This is a genomic window from Paenibacillus taichungensis, from assembly GCF_013359905.1.
Lineage (GTDB): Bacteria > Bacillota > Bacilli > Paenibacillales > Paenibacillaceae > Paenibacillus > Paenibacillus taichungensis.
In genome coordinates this window covers 20482-44723 of record NZ_JABMCC010000096.1, presented here as the reverse complement: position 1 = coordinate 44723, position 24242 = coordinate 20482, and the positions used below count along the sequence as shown (strand labels likewise).

General features: G+C 45.5%; 20 protein-coding genes. 5 read left to right on the top strand and 15 right to left on the bottom strand.

The genetic code is table 11. From position 1 onward, the window contains the following. Nucleotides 1-39: 39 nt before the first annotated feature. Complete coding sequence (locus HP548_RS03860; RefSeq protein ID WP_076291602.1) at nucleotides 40-1107, bottom strand: DUF3048 domain-containing protein; 1068 nt, start codon at nucleotides 1105-1107, stop codon at nucleotides 40-42. Nucleotides 1108-1445: 338 nt separating this feature from the next. On the opposite strand from HP548_RS03860, the gene HP548_RS03855 reads away from it, so the two are divergent. Further along, on the top strand, nucleotides 1446-1985 hold the full coding sequence (locus HP548_RS03855) for a DoxX family protein (protein ID WP_064642274.1): 540 nt from the start codon (nucleotides 1446-1448) through the stop codon (nucleotides 1983-1985). 157 nt (nucleotides 1986-2142) lie between these two features. Beyond that, a complete protein-coding gene (locus HP548_RS03850) occupies nucleotides 2143-2355 on the top strand; it encodes a hypothetical protein (protein ID WP_076291601.1) in 213 nt (70 codons plus the stop codon). Between the two features lie 179 nt (nucleotides 2356-2534). Here HP548_RS03850 and HP548_RS03845 read toward each other — a convergent pair whose 3' ends face one another. From HP548_RS03845 to HP548_RS03835, 3 genes are all read right to left on the bottom strand, one after another. Further along, entirely contained in the window at nucleotides 2535-3320 is a 786-nt protein-coding gene (locus HP548_RS03845; RefSeq protein ID WP_099858978.1) for a DODA-type extradiol aromatic ring-opening family dioxygenase, read from the bottom strand. Between the two features lie 180 nt (nucleotides 3321-3500). Further along, nucleotides 3501-4331, bottom strand: coding sequence for an alpha/beta hydrolase (locus HP548_RS03840; protein ID WP_076291599.1), 831 nt, complete (start codon nucleotides 4329-4331; stop codon nucleotides 3501-3503). A gap of 239 nt (nucleotides 4332-4570) precedes the next feature. Next, entirely contained in the window at nucleotides 4571-4807 is a 237-nt protein-coding gene (locus HP548_RS03835) for a hypothetical protein (protein WP_076291598.1), read from the bottom strand. A gap of 414 nt (nucleotides 4808-5221) precedes the next feature. On the opposite strand from HP548_RS03835, the gene HP548_RS03830 reads away from it, so the two are divergent. Then, entirely contained in the window at nucleotides 5222-6058 is an 837-nt protein-coding gene (locus tag HP548_RS03830) for a DUF1129 family protein (RefSeq protein WP_175380937.1), read from the top strand. Between the two features lie 322 nt (nucleotides 6059-6380). Here HP548_RS03830 and HP548_RS03825 read toward each other — a convergent pair whose 3' ends face one another. Both HP548_RS03825 and HP548_RS03820 read right to left on the bottom strand, forming a co-directional pair. Next, entirely contained in the window at nucleotides 6381-7298 is a 918-nt protein-coding gene (locus HP548_RS03825) for an AraC family transcriptional regulator (protein WP_175380936.1), read from the bottom strand. A gap of 250 nt (nucleotides 7299-7548) precedes the next feature. Further along, complete coding sequence (locus HP548_RS03820) at nucleotides 7549-10722, bottom strand: copper amine oxidase N-terminal domain-containing protein (RefSeq protein ID WP_175380935.1); 3174 nt, start codon at nucleotides 10720-10722, stop codon at nucleotides 7549-7551. A gap of 288 nt (nucleotides 10723-11010) precedes the next feature. Between HP548_RS03820 and HP548_RS03815 the strand changes: the two genes are divergently transcribed. Continuing rightward, nucleotides 11011-11976 (top strand): hypothetical protein, encoded by a 966-nt coding sequence (locus tag HP548_RS03815; RefSeq protein WP_175380934.1) that lies wholly within the window; start codon nucleotides 11011-11013, stop codon nucleotides 11974-11976. A gap of 138 nt (nucleotides 11977-12114) precedes the next feature. On the opposite strand, the gene HP548_RS03810 is transcribed toward HP548_RS03815, so the two are convergent. The 3 genes from HP548_RS03810 to HP548_RS03800 form a co-directional block, all read right to left on the bottom strand. After that, nucleotides 12115-12717, bottom strand: coding sequence for a GNAT family N-acetyltransferase (locus HP548_RS03810; protein ID WP_246317905.1), 603 nt, complete (start codon nucleotides 12715-12717; stop codon nucleotides 12115-12117). Then, a complete protein-coding gene (gene ilvA / locus HP548_RS03805) occupies nucleotides 12717-14009 on the bottom strand; it encodes a threonine ammonia-lyase IlvA (RefSeq protein WP_076291595.1) in 1293 nt (430 codons plus the stop codon). The genes HP548_RS03810 and ilvA overlap by 1 nt, the downstream gene beginning before the upstream one ends. Before the next feature lie 63 nt (nucleotides 14010-14072). Then, on the bottom strand, nucleotides 14073-14963 hold the full coding sequence (locus HP548_RS03800; protein ID WP_175380933.1) for an alpha/beta fold hydrolase: 891 nt from the start codon (nucleotides 14961-14963) through the stop codon (nucleotides 14073-14075). A 195-nt stretch (nucleotides 14964-15158) separates the two neighbouring features. On the opposite strand from HP548_RS03800, the gene HP548_RS03795 reads away from it, so the two are divergent. Further along, on the top strand, nucleotides 15159-15836 hold the full coding sequence (locus HP548_RS03795; RefSeq protein ID WP_076291593.1) for a stalk domain-containing protein: 678 nt from the start codon (nucleotides 15159-15161) through the stop codon (nucleotides 15834-15836). 124 nt (nucleotides 15837-15960) lie between these two features. Here the strand turns inward: HP548_RS03795 and HP548_RS03790 are convergent, their stop codons facing one another. The 6 genes from HP548_RS03790 to purH all read right to left on the bottom strand — a co-directional run bounded on the left by HP548_RS03790 (nucleotide 15961) and on the right by purH (nucleotide 24200). Then, nucleotides 15961-16566, bottom strand: coding sequence for an alpha/beta hydrolase (locus tag HP548_RS03790; RefSeq protein WP_175381008.1), 606 nt, complete (start codon nucleotides 16564-16566; stop codon nucleotides 15961-15963). Nucleotides 16567-16580: 14 nt separating this feature from the next. Continuing rightward, nucleotides 16581-17531, bottom strand: coding sequence for a ring-cleaving dioxygenase (locus HP548_RS03785; protein WP_217504604.1), 951 nt, complete (start codon nucleotides 17529-17531; stop codon nucleotides 16581-16583). A gap of 298 nt (nucleotides 17532-17829) precedes the next feature. Further along, nucleotides 17830-18912, bottom strand: a complete 1083-nt coding sequence (locus tag HP548_RS03780) for a hemolysin family protein (protein ID WP_175380932.1) — start codon at nucleotides 18910-18912, stop codon at nucleotides 17830-17832. Nucleotides 18913-19192: 280 nt separating this feature from the next. Then, entirely contained in the window at nucleotides 19193-20530 is a 1338-nt protein-coding gene (locus HP548_RS03775; protein ID WP_099858967.1) for a hemolysin family protein, read from the bottom strand. A 726-nt stretch (nucleotides 20531-21256) separates the two neighbouring features. Then, nucleotides 21257-22522 (bottom strand): phosphoribosylamine--glycine ligase, encoded by a 1266-nt coding sequence (gene purD, locus HP548_RS03770; RefSeq protein WP_175380931.1) that lies wholly within the window; start codon nucleotides 22520-22522, stop codon nucleotides 21257-21259. Nucleotides 22523-22652: 130 nt separating this feature from the next. Continuing rightward, on the bottom strand, nucleotides 22653-24200 hold the full coding sequence (purH, locus tag HP548_RS03765; RefSeq protein ID WP_076291588.1) for a bifunctional phosphoribosylaminoimidazolecarboxamide formyltransferase/IMP cyclohydrolase: 1548 nt from the start codon (nucleotides 24198-24200) through the stop codon (nucleotides 22653-22655). Nucleotides 24201-24242: the final 42 nt, after the last annotated feature.

Below are 24242 nucleotides of genomic sequence, written 5' to 3'. Positions count from 1 at the left end.
GAAATTTTACACTGCGTTTACATTTCTCTTCAAATTGGATTAATTTTCAATTTCGATGTGCCCCGCAAAGTCAGGCTGATTCGGAACGATACTGATAAAAGTCTTGCCAGGAACAAGCGCAACTTCGGACCCATTTTGCACAAATCGGATAATATCACCCGTTTTTTTGATCCACTGGCCTCGAACCATCTTGCCTTTTTGAAACAGCATGGCTTCACCGCCCTGTTCCAAATTAACGGAAAGTCTGCCCACATTGTCGAGCACCTTGTGATCCGCACCCGCTACAATAATATTTGCCGCTCCAATTGGATTGCCATTATCCAGATCCTGATCTGCCTTTCCGTTCACCAATCTCATATATCGTCCGCTAACTTCATCATAATCATACGTGACCCGGTAACTCTCCAATAAATAATGAATATCGAACTGCTTGGCCAACTCTCCAGCAGACGTGGCACCTTCTTCGTTATACGTATATATTGGAGACTTAAAGTCGTGACTATAGCCTTTGGTATCCGCGCCTTCTCTCAGCTTGTCCGCCGACGTATATAGATTGTGCGGTGCTTTACGATCCGAGGAACGCCAGAAATAAGGGCCGCTATTCGATATCTCATCCATATGCTGTTTCTGCTGCTTTTGTAAAATGGAATAGGCATCCGGGCTGCCACCCGCATGAACCAATACACCATCGTAACTCTCACCAAGCTCGATCAGATACGGACGGATACTGCGCACAGGTCCAACCGTATCTGCCCCGCCTTCACTTTGGAAGATGGCAATAAAACGGGTAATACCTCCCTCAGCGAGCACTTCAATAATAATATCTGCTGCACTCAGACCGGATTGGGGCCGCGCTGCAGGAGCATTGTTAATCATAACCGCCAGTGGGCGACGCGTAATTGCTTCATCAACAGGCAGACCCGTCAGCGGTGCTGTGTAGAGCGACGTGGCAGGTTCTTCCGTCTCTTGTTCTTCCTGTATGGGTGTAGGAACGGACTCCGGCTTCGGAATCTGGACCATCTCCTTATTCTGGCAAGCGACCAGACTCAGGGCCAGAATAAGCAGCGACGCCGCTGACGTCGTTTTGTTCCATTTCAATTGCTTCAATATATGTACCTCCTGGACGATATGGTTGAAATCTAGGCTGTAGTTGCTCTTATGTAAGTGACCATTTCACGTATTTCTTTCCATTTAATCACACACAGCACCATTTGTCTTCGATAAGGAGAGCATTTTCTACCCTTCATTTCACGTTTGAAACTTGAGGCAGACTGAAAAATATGTCCTAAATGTGAACTTCTCAAACCTTACTTAAAATTTGAACTAGATTGTGATTTTAATCACAAACAGAATGACTTTTGAACTATACAATAAAGACATCAAAGGTGATCACTTAGAAAAACAAAAAAACAACACACACTAAATTCCATGAAGGAGTGGTTTATATGTTCAGCTTCAACCAATGGCTTAGAGAAAACAAAGTGGCAATGTGGATTTTGACAGTACTTCGGGTGTATATCGGTTACGACTGGATGACACATGGCTGGGGCAAATTAACAGGAGGATTCCAAGCTGGCGGATTCCTTGCAGGCGCTGTAGGAAAAGCAACGGGTGAAAACCCAACCGTTCAAGCTTGGTGGGGAACATTCCTTGAGAACTTCGCGGTACCAAATGCAGGACTGTTCGACTTCATCATCCCGCTGGGTGAATTCCTTGTAGGTCTGGGTCTCATTCTTGGATGCTTTACAACACTTGCAGCACTGATGGCGATGGTCATGAACTTCGCGTTCCTCTTCTCGGGAACAGTAAGCACGAATGCTCAATTAGTTCTGATGGAAATCTTCCTTGTAGTCGCTGGTGCGAACGCTGGTAAAATCGGTTTGGATCATTGGGTAATGCCTTACCTTCGCGGATTGTTCACTCGCAACAAAGGAAGTCAGCCAAAAGACACACCAACGATAAACCATACGCACAAAACAGCCTAAATCGTAAATAGACATTTCCGGTCCTGCTCCCCTCCCCCTGGAGAGCAGGACTTTTTTGTTTTTTTATATATGCTTGTAGGTCATCTGACTTGCCCATCGACAGAAACACGTATTATGATGAACATATCGATCGACTACAATTAAAGGAGTACATGACATGCCAACCCAGCGCCGTCTTGAGACCGATGCCGACTTCCAGGAAGCTATGGAAATGAAGCATAAAGTCCGTGTTTTCAAAGATAATCACCAGATTGATTCCGGTGGCGTCATTATCCGTTTTGACAGTAATACCGTTGTGGTTCAGTCCAGTGTAAGTGAACTGGCATATCACTCGCGTACAGCATGTGAGCTTTTCGAGATTCGCAAGTGATTATACTACATTCCAGAATGCTCAAGTTATAGAAAAAGGTTCCTGAGGCCCATTACGCTGGCCGCAGAAACCTTTTTTGGTTCAGCTCATTCATAACCTAAGTCTGGCTGGTCGATGAACTAGATGTATTTGCGAAATAAAACTCAAAAACTTGTTCACATACTCTTGTCTGTTCCAAGTTATACGCCGTCACCAAACTGCCAGCAGTTTAAACTGAGCGTACCGTAAGGATACGACTGGAATAGACGTTTTGCAGATCGTGACATATCAGCCGTACCCATGGCATAAAACAAAGGCGCAATGTGCTCCGTTCCATAAGATGGAACTGCCGTGCGGGCATGAGGCGCTTTTTTGTCATATTGAAACAGCTCTCTCGTATTCCACTGCTCCAGCCGTTCGCCAATCCAGTTATCGAACTCCACTGCCCAGTCTTGCGGTTCATCATTACTGCCAAGCATGCGCAAGTTATGAACCGTTCCACCGCTGCCAATGATCAGCACATTATCATGACGCAGCTGCTCCAGCATCCGCCCAATATCATACTGTTCCTGCGGGGAACGCAACGAATCGACAGATACCGCAATAACAGGAATATTGGCCTCTGGATACATGTGTAACAGCGGTACCCATACCCCGTGATCCAATCCCCGACCTCGAACCGGTTGATGTGGAAGATTACTACGGGTGAACAGAGCGCAGATCTCATTCGCAAGGTCTGGCTGACCAGGCGCAGGGTAATTCATTGTATACATATTAGAGGGAAATCCGTAAAAATCATGCAAGGTCTGATGTGTATCATCCATTGTCACGGACGGTTCGGGACGATCCCAATGCGCCGTAAATACAACAATGGCTTTCGGAGCCGGCAGCCTGTCTCCAAGCTGGTTCAAAAATTGAGTGTAGTCATTGCTCTCCACCGCCAGAGCGGGAGAACCATGCGCAATGAATAGTGCGGGTAATGTCATTGCTGCCAACCTCCAGACACGGATAGGATGCTTACCCTTCTATTTTACTCCGAAGAAGGCGCTTTTCCAAGCTAACATCCCAATCAGATGCAATCTGGACGCGCATGTTGCCTTGTGGACCAATCCATGTTGGATATTGAATGTTCCAGCCTAACGATAAAGAATGATACTTAACCTCTCTTAGATCATCCAGTGCTGCCAATCCTGTTCAATCTTCTGACGTTCTCCCAGCCATTCTCTCGTACGCGTAATTAGCTGTTCACGCTCTTTACCGGAAGAGAAGGTATGATCGCCCTGGAAAATAATCTCCTTGTCGCAGCGGCCTTCCTGACGCATCCAGAATACCTTTTGATATAGGAATGCGTAATCGACAGGAATGATCTCATCCGACGTGCCGTGCACCACCAGAACATCCCCGTTAAATTTAACGGCTTCCTGGAATGGCTGATGTTCAGCCAGTGATTCAAAAAATGCTGGTGTAAACTTGTAGCCGAGATAATCAGCAGACCCCAGTTTCACCCCTTCATCGTATACATCACGTCCCGTAATTTTCACAATATCATTGAACGGATATCCCACGGAAGACCACATAACAAGATTCTTGACACGTTTGTCCCGAACAGCAGTCAGCAGAGCAACAGCTCCACCCAGACTATGACCGATCAGCGTTACACGGGTTGGATCTACATCACTGCAGTTTACCGCATAGTCCAGCACAGAACGTGTTTGGGTAATCATGGATTCAAGTCCTTCAGCTCCGTACTCACCACTGCTCTCCCCGCAGCCGATGTAATCGAAGCGCAGCACCAAATACCCATCTTCGGCCAGCTCACGAGCGGTCTTCACAAACAAACGATCTACACCGATCCGACTTCCTACGAATCCATGGCAGATGACAGCAAGAGGCACGCGCTGTTGGTGATTTCCCTCCTTGATGTCTTTGACGACCGGATAATGAATCGTGGCTGTTAATTCTTCCTGCCCATGACGAATACTGATCTGACGCTCCATGCCCATTTCCCCTTTCCATTCTTCCCTGCTCATGTTCATTTTGTTAATTATATATAAATCCGATAAGTTTAATGTGTATTAAGATGATATTAGTATATTATCATCCTGTGAACCTCAAGTCAACGTGAATGAACGTCCATTTCCAGACGTACCCTGTCTCCATTTTATCGACAATTTCGCAAAAAAAATGAGCCAAGCTGACACCAGCTGACTCGAGTCATTCCTAATAATTGAAGCCACTACTCATAACTGCGACGGAACATCTCATGGGTCTCCACTCGACCCTGCCATTCATGTTCATGAGCCGAATTCGAATTCCCCCAGAAGCTCCCTGATTGAAAGGTTCCTTGTGAATACTCTTCCGCATACTCAGCATCCTCCAACGTCTCATCCATTGGCACAACCTCATCCGTTACTCCACGGGAGTTGCTGTTCAGCAGCAGCTTCCTTGTTAATTGTTCCGTTTGTTGATCCATTCCTGCCACACTCCTATCCCTGGTTTCTGTTGGAAATGCTACTATTGTGGTGGAATCGGCTGTACTTTATTCATTCTTCACACAATCGTTAGAACTGGACGATCCCTTACGCATATTAACAGCGAACCACGGAGAACCTAAGCAATATATCATAGCCAACATTTACCTCCGATTCCTTCTGGCGAAAGGGTTGAATTCATGGAACACATCTTGGAATGGATTCGTAGTCACGGAAAACTGGTGCTGTTATGCACCTGTGTCATTCTGGCCTGCGCAGGGCTATGGTCGAATCGCAAACAGTTGTTTTATAAGGAATGACTTTGCGAAACGAGAGCCCTTCCCGTATACTAAAATACCGTCAGGGTCTCCAGATTCATCGGGGATCAGAACGTGTGTAGACAGGGGGAGCAATCATTGGGGATTTCCTATAAGAAGTTGAAAGAAATACAGAATCGGCAAATGACCGAAATGAGTAAGATGACACCGGAACATGTAAAACTGTTCGATCAGATCAGCACCATTGCGCGTCAATCACCTGCCGATGAGAGAACGCAGGAAGAATGGATTCTCTCGGCTGGAAGAGCCATCGTACAAGCTCAGCGTGACGGCAAGCCTGCTCGTGAGTTATATGGACCTGATATGCAAAAGGATATCTATTCACAACTAGGAGTAGCAGACAATAATCCGGCCGCAACTGCTGGTGAATCAAATATGGACTCATCCAGAGCTTCAAGTACGGCCGTACGGGGCTCCGGAAGCAAATCCAATAAAACCAGTACGTCAGCCAAGAAGACAGCAGCAGTTGAAGCCGAACCTGTGGAGACTCCGGATCAAGTGAAACGGACGCCCAAATGGTACTTCATGATCTCCTGGGCAGCTTTGTCTTTTGTCATGCTGATTCAAGGTGCGGTTGGGCTATTTATTGGCTGGACCGGTGGAGATACGGAACCATTTAGCCATATCAGCCTGTTCTCCTTGATCGTTGCGGCGGTTGGGGGTATTGCACTGGTTGAGATGCTTCGTCGCCTTGCTGAGCGTCCAGATGATCAGGGAGCAGACAAGACTGCCAGGCCACAGATCAATCTTCGCGGAATCGTCATCTATATCGTTATCGTTGTGCTTGTCTTATTTGTAGGATATCCGCTGCGTGACAGCCTTCCTGTATTTACGTTGGCTCCGTGGATTAGTCTCGTAATCGGGATTGTGGGATTAGCTACGTTGAGACCACTCTTCGGACAAAAGAAAGCGTAAGGATGCTGATGTCCTGTGTGGGGCAGCAGCATTGGGTATGTCGTACAGTTATGTAATATGTGCGAAGATGAATTACGAGTGAAGTACGACAATTCGGTGATGAGATAGAATATCGAATGTCAAAAAAGGGGCCTTAATGGCCCCTAGCTAGCTGTTGAGAAGTTCTCGACAGCTATTTTTTATTTACAGACGTATAGGAAACCTCATAATGCTTTTTATCTAGCATAGGTAAAGGTAATCACTTACCACAACTCATAAGTAACCTTATATTACGGCCAGTAGCTCGTTTGAAACTGAATCCATATCCGAAAGGATGACCTTGTCATACTTCATATAGATGATCCACAGGGCCCGTAGAGTCTTTCTCCATTTTGAGCTGAATGCGATGCTTGATCTCCTTGCCCGGGGTCTCTCCGAATTCTCGTTTATACATCCGGATAAAGTAGTTCACTTCCATACCAACCGTCTCCGCGGCCTCTCTTACACTTGCGAGTGGGTGTTTGTCCAACCAATCGGAAGCTTTCTGCAAACGCAATCGCTGCATGTACTGATGCCCCGTCACCCCATGTCTCTGGTGAAATAATCGGTTCAGGTGCTGCACCGAATAACCAACGGCTTCAGCTATATGCTTCAACAGCAGATCATCCTGGTAGTGTGTATGCATCAGCGACACTGCTCGAGTGAATGCTTCATTTGCCGATTCCGACTCGCGCTCAGAACGTGTTAACGACCTACTTCTTGCTTCTCGCTCTTCTGTCGCATCATGAAGCGGGAAGATGGACTGTGAAATATCCAGAATAAGCTGATAGATGATTGTTGAACTGTTCCACATTTCACTCATCCCATCGTCCAGCGAGTGCCAGATGTCCGTCACTCGTGACCAGAACTGTTCAAATCCGGACAAACGCCGTGGCCCCATTGGCAGCAGTCCCGCCGACCGAAGCACCGCCCCCGTCGCCTCTCCACCAATGCCAATATATCCAAGCTCCCCGTGTGTTTTGGAATGCGGAATATACTCATGGGCCATCCCCGGTTCGATCACGAACAGTTCACCTGCCGATACTGTCCATGCTCCTTCACCTGGAACCTTAAATTCCCCTTTGCCGCTGCGTAATAAAAAAAGCTGATACACCGGAAATCCATCCGGTCTAAACTGAACTTTCTCTTCTTGTGTTCCCACACAATACAGATACAGAGGCAACCTTGAATCCGGCAGGCCGGTCAAGCGAAATGCAAGCATTCCATCATTCCTTTCGGATCATGCTCTTCTTTCTCCTATTATCCATCGGTTTACCCACTTGCAGCAATGGCCAAAGGAACCTTTTTGGTGACAGGATTTTAAAATTAATGATTCTCCTCTATGGTGTAAATTCTATTTTGAACTGACCTTGGTTCAACGAACAGAAGAAGCTCCCTTCCATGTTGGAAAGAGAGCTTCTTCTGTTGATGTAGTTACTTCATAATATTTATTTTAGGTCTGAAGTGTGGCGTCACTGGACCGGATTGGTAGAACCAGCATTTGGTTGTGGCGTTTGAACTTGAGTTACCGGCGCAACTGTTTGCAACATAACTGTACCAGATGGAGCAGAAAGGGCACTAGTATAGGTTGTTGTATTTCCAGCAACAGACAAAATATATGCTTTGTATTCATTTCCAACCGCAATGTTAGTTCCAGTTGAATCCTTAATACCTGAAGTCAGGTTAATTTCCCCCGCCAAAAGTTCTTCCGGAGAAATAACTCTATAGTTGTTGTTTGAGCTTGCCGTGATTGCATTCAGACTATCTGAGCCTTTAACAATAAAAAGTCGATATTGGGATATTCCAGTTTCATCTGATGCTTTATTAAATAGCACCTTGTAACTTGCATCCGTTGCTGAACTAGTATTTCGAAGTTCATTAATCGTTGCTGTTTTTACTTCAGTAGCTTGTGCAAAGATATTAAATTCATTAGAAGCAGCGGATAGATTGGAAGCACGTGCAGTACTATCTGATACGGACAAGACAAACACTCTATATTTCTGTCCCACAACAAGTCCACTCCCGTTAATATCCCGGTGACCATTGTTTAATACAATTGGATTTCCTGCATCGTTTTTATTGATATCAATACTATAGGTGATCCCAAGTGCAGAACTTGTATTAAAACCACTTACCTGGCTTGCAGGCACAATCAAAACACGATAGCTGGCAATACCATTTTCGCTGGATGGTTTGTTGAAAGTAATTTTCACATCCGAAGAATTTCCTAATTGCCCCTGATCTTTCACAGTTGCATTTACATTACTCACTGCGGCTACAGCCGTATTGGAAGTCAATGTGATTACTCCCGAGCCTGAAGACAATGCATTGGCAAGAGAAGCGTTGTTATTCACTGCCATGACATACACACGATAGCCCACACCATTCACAATATCACTGCCGTCCACGGTTTTCTCATTTGTAAAATTAACAGTCTGGTTGTTTCCATTTTTGCTTACATACTTATAATTCGCACTGCTAACTGAGTTCGCAGATGTCAGATTAAAGCTCGTATTTGTCGATTTCACCACAAACACCCGATAGTGACTCACATTCGTCTCATCTGTCGAACGATTGAATGTCACACGCAGATCACTACCATTGCCGTTATCCCCAATATCCGTTGCCACCACATTGCTCGGTGCAGTCACAGCTGCATTGGCAGTCAGCGTAATCTGTGAAGAATAAGATGATAGAGCATTCTGGCTGGAGTTCCCACTTGTGCTTACCGACAGGACAAACACGCGATAGTTATTGTTATTGGAAACTGTGTAACCGTTGGTATCCACCATATAATTAGGGAGGGTAAATGACTGATTTCCACCAGTCTTATTCACCTGATAATAATTGTTCGATGCGTTAGCCGCGCTCAGTGTGAAGCTGCCTGCATAAGCAGAACGTACCACATATACCCGATACGCTGAAACGTTAGTTTCATCCGAAGCTCTATTAAACGAAACCTTCAGGTCACGTCCATCGTTGTAGTCACTCACATCAGCCACACCGATGTTGCTTGCAACTCCAGCATTACTATTCGTTGTCAGTCTCAGCAGCGTTGACGAGGAAGACAGCGCATTGGTATATCCATTCTGCTGGTTGCCTACAGCCATAACATAGATCCGGTAGTCTTGCAGATTTGTTACGTTATAACCACTTGTGTCCTTCATGGAGGATGGCAGTGTTGTTGTAATATTGTTGCCTGTTTTGTTCACGTTATAGTACAAGCTGGAAGACAGATTGCTCGCCGTAGTCAGATTAAAGCTGCTGGATACCGAGTTCCGCACTACGAAAATTCGATAATTAGCAACTTTGGATTCATCGGATGAACGGTTGAAGCTCACTTGAATGTCACGACCGTCTCCATAATCCGAATTGTCTTTCACTTGCGTGATGACTGGCGCTGTTGCTGTGTTTACGCCCAGCGTAAGTGAAGATGATACTGTGGACAGTTTATTGTCTGCTGTTGCCGCATTGGAGCTCACAGATACAATATACACGACATAGGATGTGCCGTTTTTGATCAATTCCCCGGATGTATCACGTGTCGAGGAACTTAACTGGGTTTTGACCGCTGTACTGTTGCCTTTATAAATAATGGTTGAATTAGAACTGGACACATTATTTGCCGTGGTCAGATTGAATGAAGAAGCATCTTTCGCCTTAACTACAAAAGCACGGTAATACGTAATATTAGATGTTGTACTCGGCTGTGTGAAGTTAATTTCCAGGTCACGTCCATCGCCATAGTCACTGATATCTGCGATCTTCAGACCTGTGACAGGCTGCACCGTTGTTTTCACATTGTTTAATTTCAAGGACTGGGAAGACCAGGCCAGCTGATTTTTGTAGCTGTTGTTGCTGTTCCCCACCGTAAGTACATATAGACGATAGGTTTCACTTGTATTTAACAAATCCCCGTTCACGTCGCGTGTCTGAGCGTTCAGCGTTAATCTTGGATCAGTACCATTTGGAGAAATGGATGTATAATTGCTGGATGGAACGACTGATGCCGCAGACTCATTGAAGCTGTTCACATCTCTTGTTTTCACGAGCATTACACGATATTGGGATACAGCCTTCTCAGACGTCGGACGTGTGAAGCTTACAGTTAGGTCACGTCCATCCCCATTACTCCCGGATACAGAACCATAAATGTTCCATGCTGCATATTTGTTATCATCTACAGGAGGAGTGGACGTTGTTTTGATATCTACCCGCTGATTGCGGGAATTCCAGAATACTTTCTCCCCAAAAGCTTCACTGACAAAACGAATCGGAACCATCGTATTTCCTTTGATGGTATTTGCAGGTACATCTAGCGCTACCGCTTCTCCGTTGATGTAAGCCGTTTTGGAACCCAGCGTGAGCGATACTTCTTGGTCACCCCGGTTCGCCGTGATCGTTTTGGTTTTGTTGGTGTACTGTACAGTGGCATCTAATCCTTCAAAAATGGACCGCAACGGAACCAGTACACGTCCACCTTTCATGACAGGTGCCTGTGCGGACGAAAGCTCCGCATCATTGATATATATACTAATTCTCGCAGCTGCATCCATAACCGACGTTGGTAGTGCAGACATCAACATAGCCGATACGGCCAGTGCTGACATCACCTTTTTCACTTGACGTCCTCCCGCTTTCTTCATATCCAATATCCCCATTCTCTTCATTGTTTGAGTTAAAATGTGATCTTTTTTTGAATTTCAATTTATTCCTGTAATTTCCTGTGCACATCTAAGACGTATGAACATGAGTAAAAGTTTCCAATCCCACAAAAAATATTTTCGCAGAAATGTCCTTGCACCATCTACCCTCCAAAGGTTAAAAATAACAGAAGAATTTGTCATTATTCCGCAACAACATCCTTCCTAAATTCGTTTAAGGTATAGTGAATAACAACCTATTATTTTTAAAATTACGGGAGGTTCACACAGATGACATCATCGTATTTATCTGGACAACGCAAAAGGGTGCGATTCTTCATCACAGTCCTTACCCTTGCTGCAATCTTTACAGGAACCGCATTTACATCTGGAGCTGCTACTGCCGCCCCTTTAAGCCCGGATACCAAAGTAACCACCAGCAGTTCAACCGCCATATATAAAACATTTCAGTCCATGCTCAAAAAAAAGAACGGCTTACCCGCCGCTGACATCTTTCTGGAATCCAATATCAAAAAAGTAACAAAGCATCACGCCACCCTGATGGTGCTTCAATTGGAGAATGCACGCCTGAAGGCTCTAACCTCCATGACGGACCGCTTGCTCGTTCCTAACGTTCAGGACAAGCTGCTCAAGGCATACCAAACGAACGACAGCATCACCAAACTCATGGGGCGTACCCAGGACTCCGATCTGCGTGTACTGTTAAAAGAAGCCCGTGACAGCGGTTATCGCCTCGTCATGCTCGAAGGCTCCCTCTATCCCATTATGAATTATGCGGCACTCGTGAAATATACCTCTGATATTACAGAAGATATCTCAAGCTACATCATGATCATGACGAAGGAAACGAAAAACTTGCCAGCGGATGACGGTGCTCTGGTCATTGGCTATCAGGAAATTCTCCTTCGGGCACTCAGCCAGGAAAGATTCCTGGAGCTGCATCCGAAATCGAATCGTGCCAAGCAGGTGCAGGATTTGTTGAACAGTTATACCCTGTATACCTTTTATGGGCTGAACAACACACCGCTGTTTGATTATGATACGAACAAAATGGTTGCGAACGCCCAAAGAGGTTACAACGGCGTCTTGCAGCGTCTTGTATCCATCGATAGTGAATTCCTCACCAAGCTGGATGCCTTCATGGATGTGGTTAAAGAAGCGAAGTATGAGAAAACAGTTGCCGTGGAGAAATGGCTAGAACAGAATGTTCCGACCGGGGCGGATGCCGGCTATTAAATAATTCATGATATTAATCACCTAAAGCACATAATGAACACAAAGAAAACCGACATAGGATTCGCTCCCATGTCGGTTTTCTTTGTGGTTCTATCGATGAATTAAATCTCCTATACCAGGCCGGTTCAAATGCAAGAACTACAAAATTGGCTTGACCATATGGTTATACTCATGTCCAGCAATGACAATCACTTCATCCTTGATATAACCTTGGCGTTCGTACAACATCAAGGCCCGCCCATTGTCACGTTCAACAATGAGAGACACCTGGGAGTGTCCAAGTTTCCTGCCCTGCTGCTCAAAAGCAGCCATCAATGCCTTGCCGATACCCTGCCCCTGATACGCTTCGCTTACGGATAGAGTATCCAGATAATACTCCCCGGGACGGGTTTCTTTGACCAACGTATATTTTTCATCTGTACTCCGACCAGGCCGATCCAGTATTGGCTGATCCAGAAGATCTGCTTCACCGCCATCATACGCTACCAGGATTCCAGCGACCTGTTCGTCCTGCTCCATTACCGTAATATTGCGATAACTGATCCGATTGTCTTCCTGCACGTAAAATTGCTGCAAAATCTGCATCGCTTTCTCATGCTCATCTTCACCCGCCAGAGCATAGGCAATATCACCAATCGCCTGATAAAGCAAAGGGATGACTTGTGCCGCATCTTCTATGCGAGCAGGTCTCAACAGAGGCTGCGCCTCACTACGGTCCGACTTCATATTGGAATGATTCATCAGATTAACATGTTGAACAGATTGAGATTTTTGTTCAGCTCGGTATACGCGAGACCTTTACGATTCATACGTTCAATCAGCGGCTGGTAATCTTCCTTGTACATCAACTCGATGCCCACCAAGGCAGGTCCATTTTCCTTATCATGCTTCTTCGTATATTCAAAACGGGCAATGTCGTCATTGGGTCCCAATACTTCCACAAGGAATTCACGCAAAGCTCCCGCACGCTGTGGGAAATTGACCATGAAATAATATTTCAGACCTTCGTAGATCAGCGAACGTTCCTTAATTTCCTGCATCCGATCGATATCATTGTTGCCGCCGCTAATCACACAGACAACCGTCTTGCCCGCAATTTGTTCGCGATACTGCTCGAGTGCAGCAACCGCCAGAGAACCGGCAGGCTCCACAACAATCGCATTTTCATTATATAGCTCCAAAATGGTGGTGCAGGCTTTGCCTTCAGGCACCTTCAGGATGTCATCCAACGTGCCGCTACAGATGTCGAAGGTCAGATCACCGACGCGTTTTACCGCAGCACCATCCACGAATTTATCAATATCATCCAACGTCACAACCTGCTTGCGGAACATCGCCTCACTCATGGAAGCCGCGCCAAGTGGTTCTACGCCAATAATGCGGGTTTCCGGGCTAACCGTCTTCATGTAAGTTCCAACACCAGCAGCCAGACCGCCGCCACCAATAGTTACGAAAACATAATCCGCTTTTTCATCCAGACTCTCCATGATCTCCATCGCTACCGTACCATTACCCGCAATGATCTTCGGTTGATCGAACGGATGGATAAACGTCATGCCCTGTTCATTACACGCACGCATAGCTTCTTCATAAGCATCGTCATACGTATCACCTGTCAGCACCACTTCAACATTATCTCCACCAAATCGACGGACCTGTTTTACCTTCTGGTTTGGAGTTGTGCTCGGCATGAAGATTTTGCCGTGGATGCTAAGCGCATTACAGGAAAAAGCAACTCCCTGCGCATGGTTACCCGCGCTCGCGCAGACAATGCCTTTCTCCAGTTCAGCTGGAGTCAGACTACGAATCATGTTGTATGCTCCACGAATTTTAAACGAACGGACTACCTGTAGGTCTTCCCGTTTAAGATACACATTACAGTTATATTTGGCCGACAATACAGCATCCCGCTGCAATGGCGTTCTTACAATGACTTCACGCAGCACATGATGTGCGCGCACGATATCTTCCATGCCAACACCGGTACGGCCGGAATTGGCAGTTCCCGTTGGTTCTTGTTCCACTGGTTTCATCTCTTATCCACACTCCGCTTATCTTGGTTGGCAATGCAAGCATTGCTTTTTCTTTTTATTGTATCACTTTTGTTCTGTTCTTGCGCCTGAGCTCGCATCAATTACCATTCGCAATATTTCATCAACAATGACCTGTGGATCTGTAAACATGACCATATGGCTGGATCGATCGGCTCCGATCCATTTTGCATTCGTTAAAGTACTCGCAGTCCGGCGGTGTGCCTCGATAATAGCAGGTCTTATTTTACGTTCTCCCATGCCTGTTTTCGTGCCTGATATAATGCTAACCTCCAGATCACCAAGATCGAGAGGAGTAATCAGCAAGGAAGCCAAGTCAGTCAGAAAAGGTTTCGACTCTGCAACCATTGTCTTAGCCGCCTGTACAGTGAAATCCTCGGAACGGTGATCCCTGACAACATCGTCAGGCTGTACACTTCCAGGTCTGCTGCCTAATAATCTGTACAATCCTGTACGTGCCATGAGTGGAATTAGGAGACTGTTCAAGCCAAAATTAAATTTGGCTGCTTTGGAAAAGTACAATTGGCAATGCTCTTCTGAAGGATCAACTAGGATGATTCCCCTTAATCTTGATAGGTTTGAAGCCGCAGCCGCTCGTACAATCGGGCCTCCCCAACTGTGCCCTACCAATATGAACGGACCAGACCCCAATGCAGTCAGCAGATCGTCCAGGTCTTCTGCTATTCTACGGAGATTGCGCGCAGACGAATCGACTTCACTTCGTCCTGTCCCCGACCTGTCGTACACGACGGCACGTGCATGTTCAGCAACAGCAGGTGCTACCAGCCCCCAAGTCGATCGTGAGAAGCCCATACCGGACTCAAATACAACGGTCAGATCGCCTGTTCCTCTGGACATATAATGTAGTTTGCGACCATCCCGGGTCTGAATAAATGCACTTGAACCAAAAGAATGTGAGCTATGGTTAGGCTTCATCTTCCCCTCCTGATTACACGCATAGTCATAACAAACCGAATCTAATTGAAAATGATTATCAATTACTTGATTATAGATTATTCCACACTTTAGGACAAGGCATAGGTCTTTAAGACCAACAAAATCATTGTCACACCATGTCTAAAGTAATATAATTACATTGAAATCATATATTTACTTTAGGAGGAATAATTTGTGAAGAAAAAGTTTATTATCGCTTTATCAAGTTTTACACTTCTCGGTGGTATGGCTATCGGAGCAGGAGCCGCGCCTATCTTGGAGAAAATTACTGCCAATCTTAACTGGGGAATTAACTACAGCATTTCAGGTAAAACATGGAGTCCAGTAGATCAGAATGGTAAAAAACTAGCAGCAATTACATATAACAATACGACATATCTACCTGTTCGATCTGTAGGTGAAGCACTTGGGGTCGCCGTAGATTATAACAACAGTAGCCAGACCCTTATGCTTGGTGAGAAAACAGATACAACACCTATTACTTCCGAAAAAATTGAAGTGAAGCATGATTCCTTCGTAACAAAAGACAAACAATTTACAGTTCAAGACAAAGATTATCAATCTGGAGTAGTTATCAAAGAAGTTTTTTTAAGTCAAGAATTCACTTTAATTCCAGAAGGGAAATATCAAACGATAGAACTTTCTGTATTTCCCGTTAAAATGAATAATACCGTTAGTCTAAAAGTATTCGATGGAGATACCCTTCTTAAAGAGTTCGAAATAAATGCTTCTAGCGGAAAACAAACGGCTTCGTTTGATATCGGAGGAGTTAAAAAACTTAAATTTACTGCTGATCTACCAAATATAGGATTTGATTCACAGTCCGTTTTTGTAACTGGTAGCTACAAATAAATTATCAATGATACATCTAAGTTTGTATAGACTATAGCAATAAAAAAGAACACCATTACCTGTACGGTTAACGGTGTTCTTTTGCTATCAATAACATATTACCTCTGCATACAGTCACTTCGACTCAAACCTGAGTCTTAAACCAAACCGCAGCAGCCTCCACCTCGGTACGAGTCAACTGATGCCCCTGACGTTCCCAGTGCATATGCACGGCTGCACCTGCTCCACTAAGCAATGATGCGAGTTCATCCGTTTCTCGTTTCGGTACAATTGGATCGTTCTCTCCTGCGCCAATGAATACAGGCAGCCCCTTCAGGTCTGGCAATTCCAAACCACGAAGCGGTACCATCGGATGGTGCAGAATCGCTCCTTTGAATACATCAGCCTGGTGGAAGATCAGACTTGCTGCGATATTTGCTCCGTTGGAGTAGCCCAGTGCGAAGACATTGGCACGATCAAAGCCATACTCCACAGCAGCCACATCCACAAAAGAACCCAATTCCGCTGTCCGTGCAATAAGATCCTCTTCGTCAAACACCCCTTCCGCTAAACGGCGGAAGAAACGGGGCATTCCATTTTCGGATACATTACCACGCACCCCCAGAATACCTGCTCCTGGGGCAATCATCTCGGCCAGACCTACCAGATCGTTCTCCGTTCCACCTGTGCCGTGCAGCAACAAAAGGGTTGGTGCATCTGGCTGAGAACCTGCTTTATAAATATGTTTCATTGTATTGGTAGAAGTCATGATTTGGACTCTCCTTTCCATTCACGTACTTGAATAGGTGGCAGCAGCTGTTCAATCTGCTCACGCTGTGGTTCATACCATTCAGGCAACATCAGCTTTTGACCCATGCTTTCCTGTGGTTCATCCCGTGCAAATCCTGGAGGATCAGTAGCCAGTTCAAACAGTATACCTCCCGGTTCCCGGAAATACACAGCGTTGAAGTACTGACGGTCAATGACCGGAGTCGGATGATATCCGGCTTTTTGAAGCTCCTGCTGCATTTGTTCATGCTCGACATAATCTTTTGCACGCCATGCGATATGGTGAACCGTGCCTGCTCCGCCAATTCCCCGCTGGATTCCAGTCGATTGAATGTCGATCAGTTGACCGATATCACCACTCGCCTGCAGACGAATGATTCCATCCTCTTCCCCTACCTGCTCCAGACCGAGCATCGTTGTCAGCACATCCGTTGTTTTGTCAGGTACATGGCTGAATAATACAGCTCCACCAAAACCTTTGATGGCATGTTCCGACGGTACACCGTTGAATGCCCACTGGCTTGGCTGACCCTCTTTACGCTCGACCAATTCGAGCAACAGACCGCCTTTATCGAAGAAGCGAATGTACTGCTCGCCAAATCTTGTTTTATTTTCAAATGGAATATCGAAAGAGGTCAGACGTTCTTTCCAGAATGGCAAACTGCCCACCGGAATTGCATATACAGTTACGCCAGTCTGTCCTGCACCGATGACACCTCTTCTGGCATTTTGTTGAGGGAAGAAGGTGATAATAGTACCCGGTGCCCCATCCTCATTGCCATAATACAGATGGTACACATCCGGTGCATCAAAGTTAATCGTTTTTTTCACCAGTCTCAGTGCCAATACACCTGCGTAAAAATCAACATTTTTCTGTGCATCATCTACAAAAGCCGTAACGTGATGGATTCCTGAAGTTCTGAACATAATCTCCACTCCCTTGGTTTTATTTGGTTCATTGTTATATTTAGAATTTTGTTATGCATCGCTTTTTGTTATTTATCTTTAAATTAAGATTCTTTAAATTTATATTAATCCATTAGGACTAAATAAGCAAGCTTTTGTTTTAAAGTTAAGATATTACTGGGCTTTAACCTGCTAAATGCCGCTTGAGTATACTGAGATGGGCAAAAAAACAGGCCCCGATCACTCGGAAACCTGTCTTCATTGAAACTTATTCAATTGCCGCCGCACAACATCAATCCTTACAATCTCGCATTACGTTTTAGGTTAATTTTAATCGCTTAGGCGGTTGAACCAGATCTTTGCCATCATACTCGTCCTTAATATCTCCAACAATTTCTTCAAGAATATCCTCCATCGTAACCAGACCAACTGTTTCCCCTTCTTCATTATGAACTGTTGCGATATGGGAACGACTTTGCTGCATCTGGACCAAGACATCCTTAATTGGCGATAACTCAGAAAATTTCAACATGTCGTGTACAAACGTATCCATGTTGAACTCCCGGCCTGCGGCAACACTCGTAAGCATTTCCTTTGTATGGATAAATCCAATGAATTGATCCTGATTTCCTTTTTCGATCACCGGGAAACGTGTATATTCATGCTGCTTTAGAACCTCGATCATACGATCCAGCGGCATTTCTTTGTCCAGCGTAACGATTTTCTCTTTGCGAATCATAATCTCCTGAAGCAAACGCTCATCAAAAGCAAAAATGTTTTTGAGGTAGTCCAGCTCTGTCTGATTAATTTCTCCACTCTCGTAACTCTGCGCCATAATCAGCTTCAGTTCCTCTTCGGAGTGAACCGTATCGTGACCGGCAGGTTTTATACCAAAGATGCCAAGCAATAGACGTGCAGCCCCATTCAGCGCGTAGATGAACGGATTCATGATCTTACCAAACCAGTACAGCGGTGGTGCAAGCAATAGTGTCATCTTCTCTGCAAACTGGATCGCCAGTGTTTTCGGTGCCAATTCACCGATAACGACATGCAGGAACGTGATGATTGCCAGGGCAATCCCGTACGAAAGTACCGTAGACAATGCCGCTGGGACTTCCAGTCGCTCAAACAGCGGATGAAGCATTTTCTCAACAGTGGGTTCACCCAACGCACCCAATACCAATGCTGTGATCGTGATACCCAATTGACACGCAGATAGATAATAATCGAGATTGTGAGCCACTTTTTTGGCCAATACCGCTTTTTTGTTTCCTTCCAAGATCAACTGATCTATTCGGGACATCCGTACTTTCAGAATTGCAAATTCCGCTCCAACGAAAAAGGCGGTCAGACCGATAAATACGGCTACTAAAAATAAGTTTAAGGCTATTATTCCGTCCAATGATTTCCCTCAATCTGAGGGATTCACCTCCAAGTAAAATTTATATTAAGGTTGCACGAGTGACGTTCCGGTGACGGCTCGTTCTTCCGATCGCCATTGCCTCCAAATTTCCCTGATTGTTGTTTTCAAAGGTTTAAAATTGGTTTGCAAACGCGAACGCTACGCTTCTTCAGAATCGATTCCGTCCCCTACACTGCTACGTTGCCAAAACATTTAAATTCTGAGGACAGTAGCCAAATGGGCAGTCATACCCTAGATTACAGTCATGATCGAACCAACATCACGCCAGGTCACTGGCAGATTCATCGACCTCAGTACCGTTTACACGTTCAAGCAGAACCTGCTTAATGTGAAAATTTTCTGCGTCCACAACGGTCCAGACATAATCACCGTGTTCTACCGTATCGCCTTGTTCCACACCGACACCCTTCTGGAACTGAATCCATCCAGCCACGGTATCCATTTCTTCATTACCTTCAAATACAAGCCCAAACTGTCGCTCCAACTCATCCAGCAGCACCCGGCCGTTAATGAGATATTGGTTCTCTCCGGTTATCTGAATGTCTGCAACTTCATCAGCATCGAACTCATCCCGAATCTCGCCGACAAGCTCTTCCAGAATATCCTCCATTGTAATGATTCCCGAAGTACCTCCGTACTCATCCACCACCACAGCCATGTGCACGCGTTCCTGCTGCATCTTGATCATGGCATCCTGGATACTTGTAACTTCAGATACGAACGGAATCTCCCGAACAAAATCGATAAGTTGGTGCTCCCTAAGGGCGACCATATCAGGCAAAATCTTTTTCACATTCACTACACCAACAATTCGGTCCTTATCCCCATCCTCGATAACGGGATAACGGGAATAATTATGCTCATCCAATATCGGAATAATATCGTCGTAAGTCATATTCTGATTCAGTGTCACAAGCTCTGTCCTCGGAACCATGATGTCTTTGGCATCACGCTCATCGAACACGAATACGTTTTCCAGATATGAAAGCTTAGTCTTATTGTTCTCGTCTCCCTCATAGCTCTGGTTCATGATGATTTTGATCTCATCCTCCGAGTAGGCCTGTTCATGTCCGGCAGGCTTCACGCCAAATGTCCGAAGAATTACCCGGGATGCACCATTCAGCGCCCAAATGAAGGGATACATAATTTTTCCGAACCAATATAGCGGCGGCGAGAGCAACAGCGTCAATTTTTCCGAAAATTGAATCGCCATCGTTTTGGGAGCCATCTCCCCAACCACCACGTGCAGGAACGTGACTAGGATAAAGGCAATCGCATAGGAAGCAACCGCCGATATGGAAGCTGAAACGTCCAGATAATTAAATACCGGGTATAACAACCTTTCAACGGTTGGCTTACCGAGCGCCCCCAATCCAAGGGCAGTTACGGTAATACCGAGCTGGCAGGCTGACAGATAATAATCGAGGTCCGAGACTACTTTTTTGGCCAATATGGCTTTTTTATTCCCCTCGGCAACCAGTTGATCCACTCTTGATGTACGAATCTTAACCACAGCGAACTCAGATGCAACGAAAAATGCGGTCAACGCAATCAAGATAATGAGTAATACAATATTTAATATGGTGATTATGTCCAATGATTTCCCCGATTCTCAGGGATTCACCTCCAGAGATAGTTACAGCGTCATCGGTTAACTTGGTTAACCATTCAACAGCTGATTGACGTTCAATATGACGTATGCCTTATATGAAATCGATAAATGATAAATTGTGTATAGGTTGCACTTTGACCTTGTAAAATTGCAAAACAGGAATTCAGGATGAAGTCAATCACTTATAGAAACTACTTCACTAAAAACAGGGTTCCCCCTCATGCTGTCATTGTTTCTCGATTTACTCCACCAAAATTCTCCATTTGGACAGTTTACAATATCGCCTTCCCAATAGATATCCACCTCCCCTCTTGTTCATTCCTGTTTCAGAAAAGTATAACATGTTCTACGCCAAACCATCCAGTTGCACGTTATGGTTTGGAATATAGATAATAAAATGAGTTCACAAAATAAACTTTTATGTATGTGGTCTTTCTCGATCTACAGTTTTATTTTATGTGATATGGTTCACATAATTAGTATAGAACAGTTTATAGAAATGGTACCCTTTACTTTGGTCGATTAAACCCACTACAGGCTTTTAAGTACAACCGTTCTTCTTTGCCTTATCCGGACCATGACAAGTCCAGCAATGATACGATAATCATGTATACGTTGAAAAGGGCCCGCAGGATGCAAACACCTTTTTCGGTGTACATCTTTACGGGCCCTTTGGTTTCACTTTATCAAGTTACAATGAATTAGAATTAGTTATACCAACGCTTTGGCAGCAATATCAGAACGTTGATGTTTACCGTCAAAATGAATACGTTCCGCTTGAGCGTAGGCGTTGTTTCTGGCTTCGGCAATATCAGAACCAAGACCCACAACGCCTAGAATCCGTCCACCATTGGTGACCCATTCTCCAGATTCATTACGTGCCGTTCCAGCATGGAATACCACTGCTTCGTCGACTTGATCCAGTCCTTCAATAACTACACCTTTTGCATACGGACCAGGATAGCCTCCAGATGCAAGCACCACACATACAGCGGCTTCGTCGCTCCACTCAATCTCGATATCCGCCAATTTCCCGTGCACAGTTGCCCAGAAAATGTCGAACAGATCACTCTTCAGACGCGGCAATACGACCTGAGTCTCAGGATCACCGAAACGAGCGTTGAACTCAATCGTTTTGGGTTTACCATCTGGCGAAATCATCAGCCCGGCAAACAATACACCTTGGAACGGGCGCCCTTCGGATACCATCGCTTTGGCTGTTGGTTTGATAATCGTCTCTACCGCTTCTTCAATAATCGAAGCCGGGATATGTGGCAATGGCGAGTATGTACCCATTCCGCCCGTGTTTGGCCCCTGATCATTGTCGAATACCGGTTTGTGATCCTGTGCAGCAGCCATCGGACGAACGGTCTCCCCATCGACAAACGCCAAAATCGACATTTCCTGACCTGCCAGGAATTCTTCGATAATGACTTTGGCTCCTGCTTCACCAAATACTTTGTCCACCATAATGCTGTTGAGTGCCTGGTCAGCCTCATCACGGGAATAGGCTACGGTAACACCTTTTCCAGCTGCCAGCCCATCGGCCTTGATTACCACAGGAATGGCCTGCTCATTCAGATAAGCCTGCGCTTGCTCGTAATTGTCGAACTTCTCATAGGCTGCAGTCGGAATATTGTATTTGTGCAGTAAGTCTTTCATAAACGTTTTGCTGCCTTCAATCTCTGCTGCATTGCGGCGTGGTCCAAATACCGGAATGCCTGTTTTATCAAAAGCATCTACAATGCCGTCTGCGAGCGGATCGTCTGGCCCAATAACAACCAATCCCACGTTAAGCTCAACGGCAAGTGCCGTCAGTTTATCGAAATCATTTACCGCAATCGGATGACACTCGGCAAGCTGTGCAATGCCTGCATTTCCCGGAGCACAATGAATCTTGCCTGCCTTCGGACTTTTCGCCAGTGCCCATATGATTGCGTGTTCCCGGCCACCGCCGCCCACTACCAGAATATCCATTAGCGTTGTTCCCCCTCCGTGCATAACTGGTTTTGTTATACTATTACGTATTGAAATAGCTTAAAAAAGAAGGGGTGTACCATAAGTCATAAGCATGACAGGCGACACCCCTTATTAAACCTTTTTCGTTCTAGTGTTTGAAGTGACGAACGCCTGTGAAGACCATGGCAATGCCGTATTCATTCGCTACTTTGATAGACTCTTCGTCCTTGATTGAACCACCTGGTTGAATAACGGCTGTAACTCCAGCTTTCGCTGCAAGTTCCAGTGTATCGCCCATTGGGAAGAACGCATCGGATGCCAGAATGGCTCCCTTGGCTAGTTCTCCAGCTTGTTCAATAGCAATCTTGGCTGCGCCCACACGGTTCATTTGCCCTGCGCCTACACCTACAGTCATGTCGTTTGCTGCAAGCACGATTGCATTGGATTTCACGTGCTTAACCACTTTCCAACCAAACAACAACTGTTTCAGTTCTTCTTCGGATGGTGCACGATCTGTAACTACCTTGAGCTCGCTCGCTTCAATGGAATGCACATCGCTTTGTTGCACGATCATGCCGCCGTCGATGGAGGTTACTACGAAGTTACTTTCCCGATTGCGGGCAGCGTTCAGTTCACCCGTTTTGAGCAAACGAATATTTTTCTTTTTGGTCAGGATGTCGAGTGCCTCTTGTGTAAAATCAGGAGCCAGTACGATTTCCAGGAAAATCTCACTCAGTTTAGCTGCTGTATCGCTATCGATAATGCGGTTGGCTGCCACGATTCCACCAAAGATAGAAGTTGGATCAGCCGCATAAGCTTTTCCATAAGCTTCGTAGATGCTTTCGCCAATACCCACGCCGCAAGGATTCATATGTTTAACCGCCACAACTGCCGGTTCTTCAAATTCTTTCACAATCTGCAATGCTGCGTTCGCATCGTTGATATTATTGTAGGACAACTCTTTGCCATGCAATTGCTCGGCTGTTGTCAACGTATCTTGGGCTGCCAGCGGTTTGCGATAGAATGCCGCCTGCTGATGTGGATTTTCGCCGTAGCGCAAATCCTGGAGTTTTTCGTAAGTAACCGTCAGACGCTCTGGCAGTGGATCACCGTTCAGGTTGGAGAGATAATCGGAAATAACTGCATCGTATGCCGCTGTATGGCGGAACACTTTTGCCGCAAGCCGTTTGCGTGTCTCGAGTGTGGTGTCCCCATTGCTGCGGACCTCTTCAAGCACCTTGCCATAATCTGCTGTGTCTACAACGACACTAACATAAGCATGGTTTTTGGCAGCAGAACGAAGCATGGTTGGACCACCAATATCGATGTTCTCGATTGCGTCCTCATACGTTACGTCCGGTTTGGCGATGGTGTCCTGGAACGGATACAGGTTTACAACAACGAGGTCGATATAATCCAGTCCATTCTCTTCCATCTGGCGCTTGTGCTCTTCGCTGTCACGTACAGCCAATAAACCACCATGCACTGCTGGATGTAATGTTTTAACACGTCCGTCCATAATCTCCGGGAATCCGGTCACATCCGAAATTCCGATGACAGGTACGCCTTCCTTCGACAACAGACTGCTTGTACCTCCTGTCGAAATAATCTCCACACCCATTTGCGACAGCTCGCGGCAAAAGTCCACGATGCCTGTTTTATCCCATACGCTGACCAGCGCTCTTTTGATACTCACAATATGCTCCTCCTTTAATGTCCCATGGCTTCGCGTTTCATG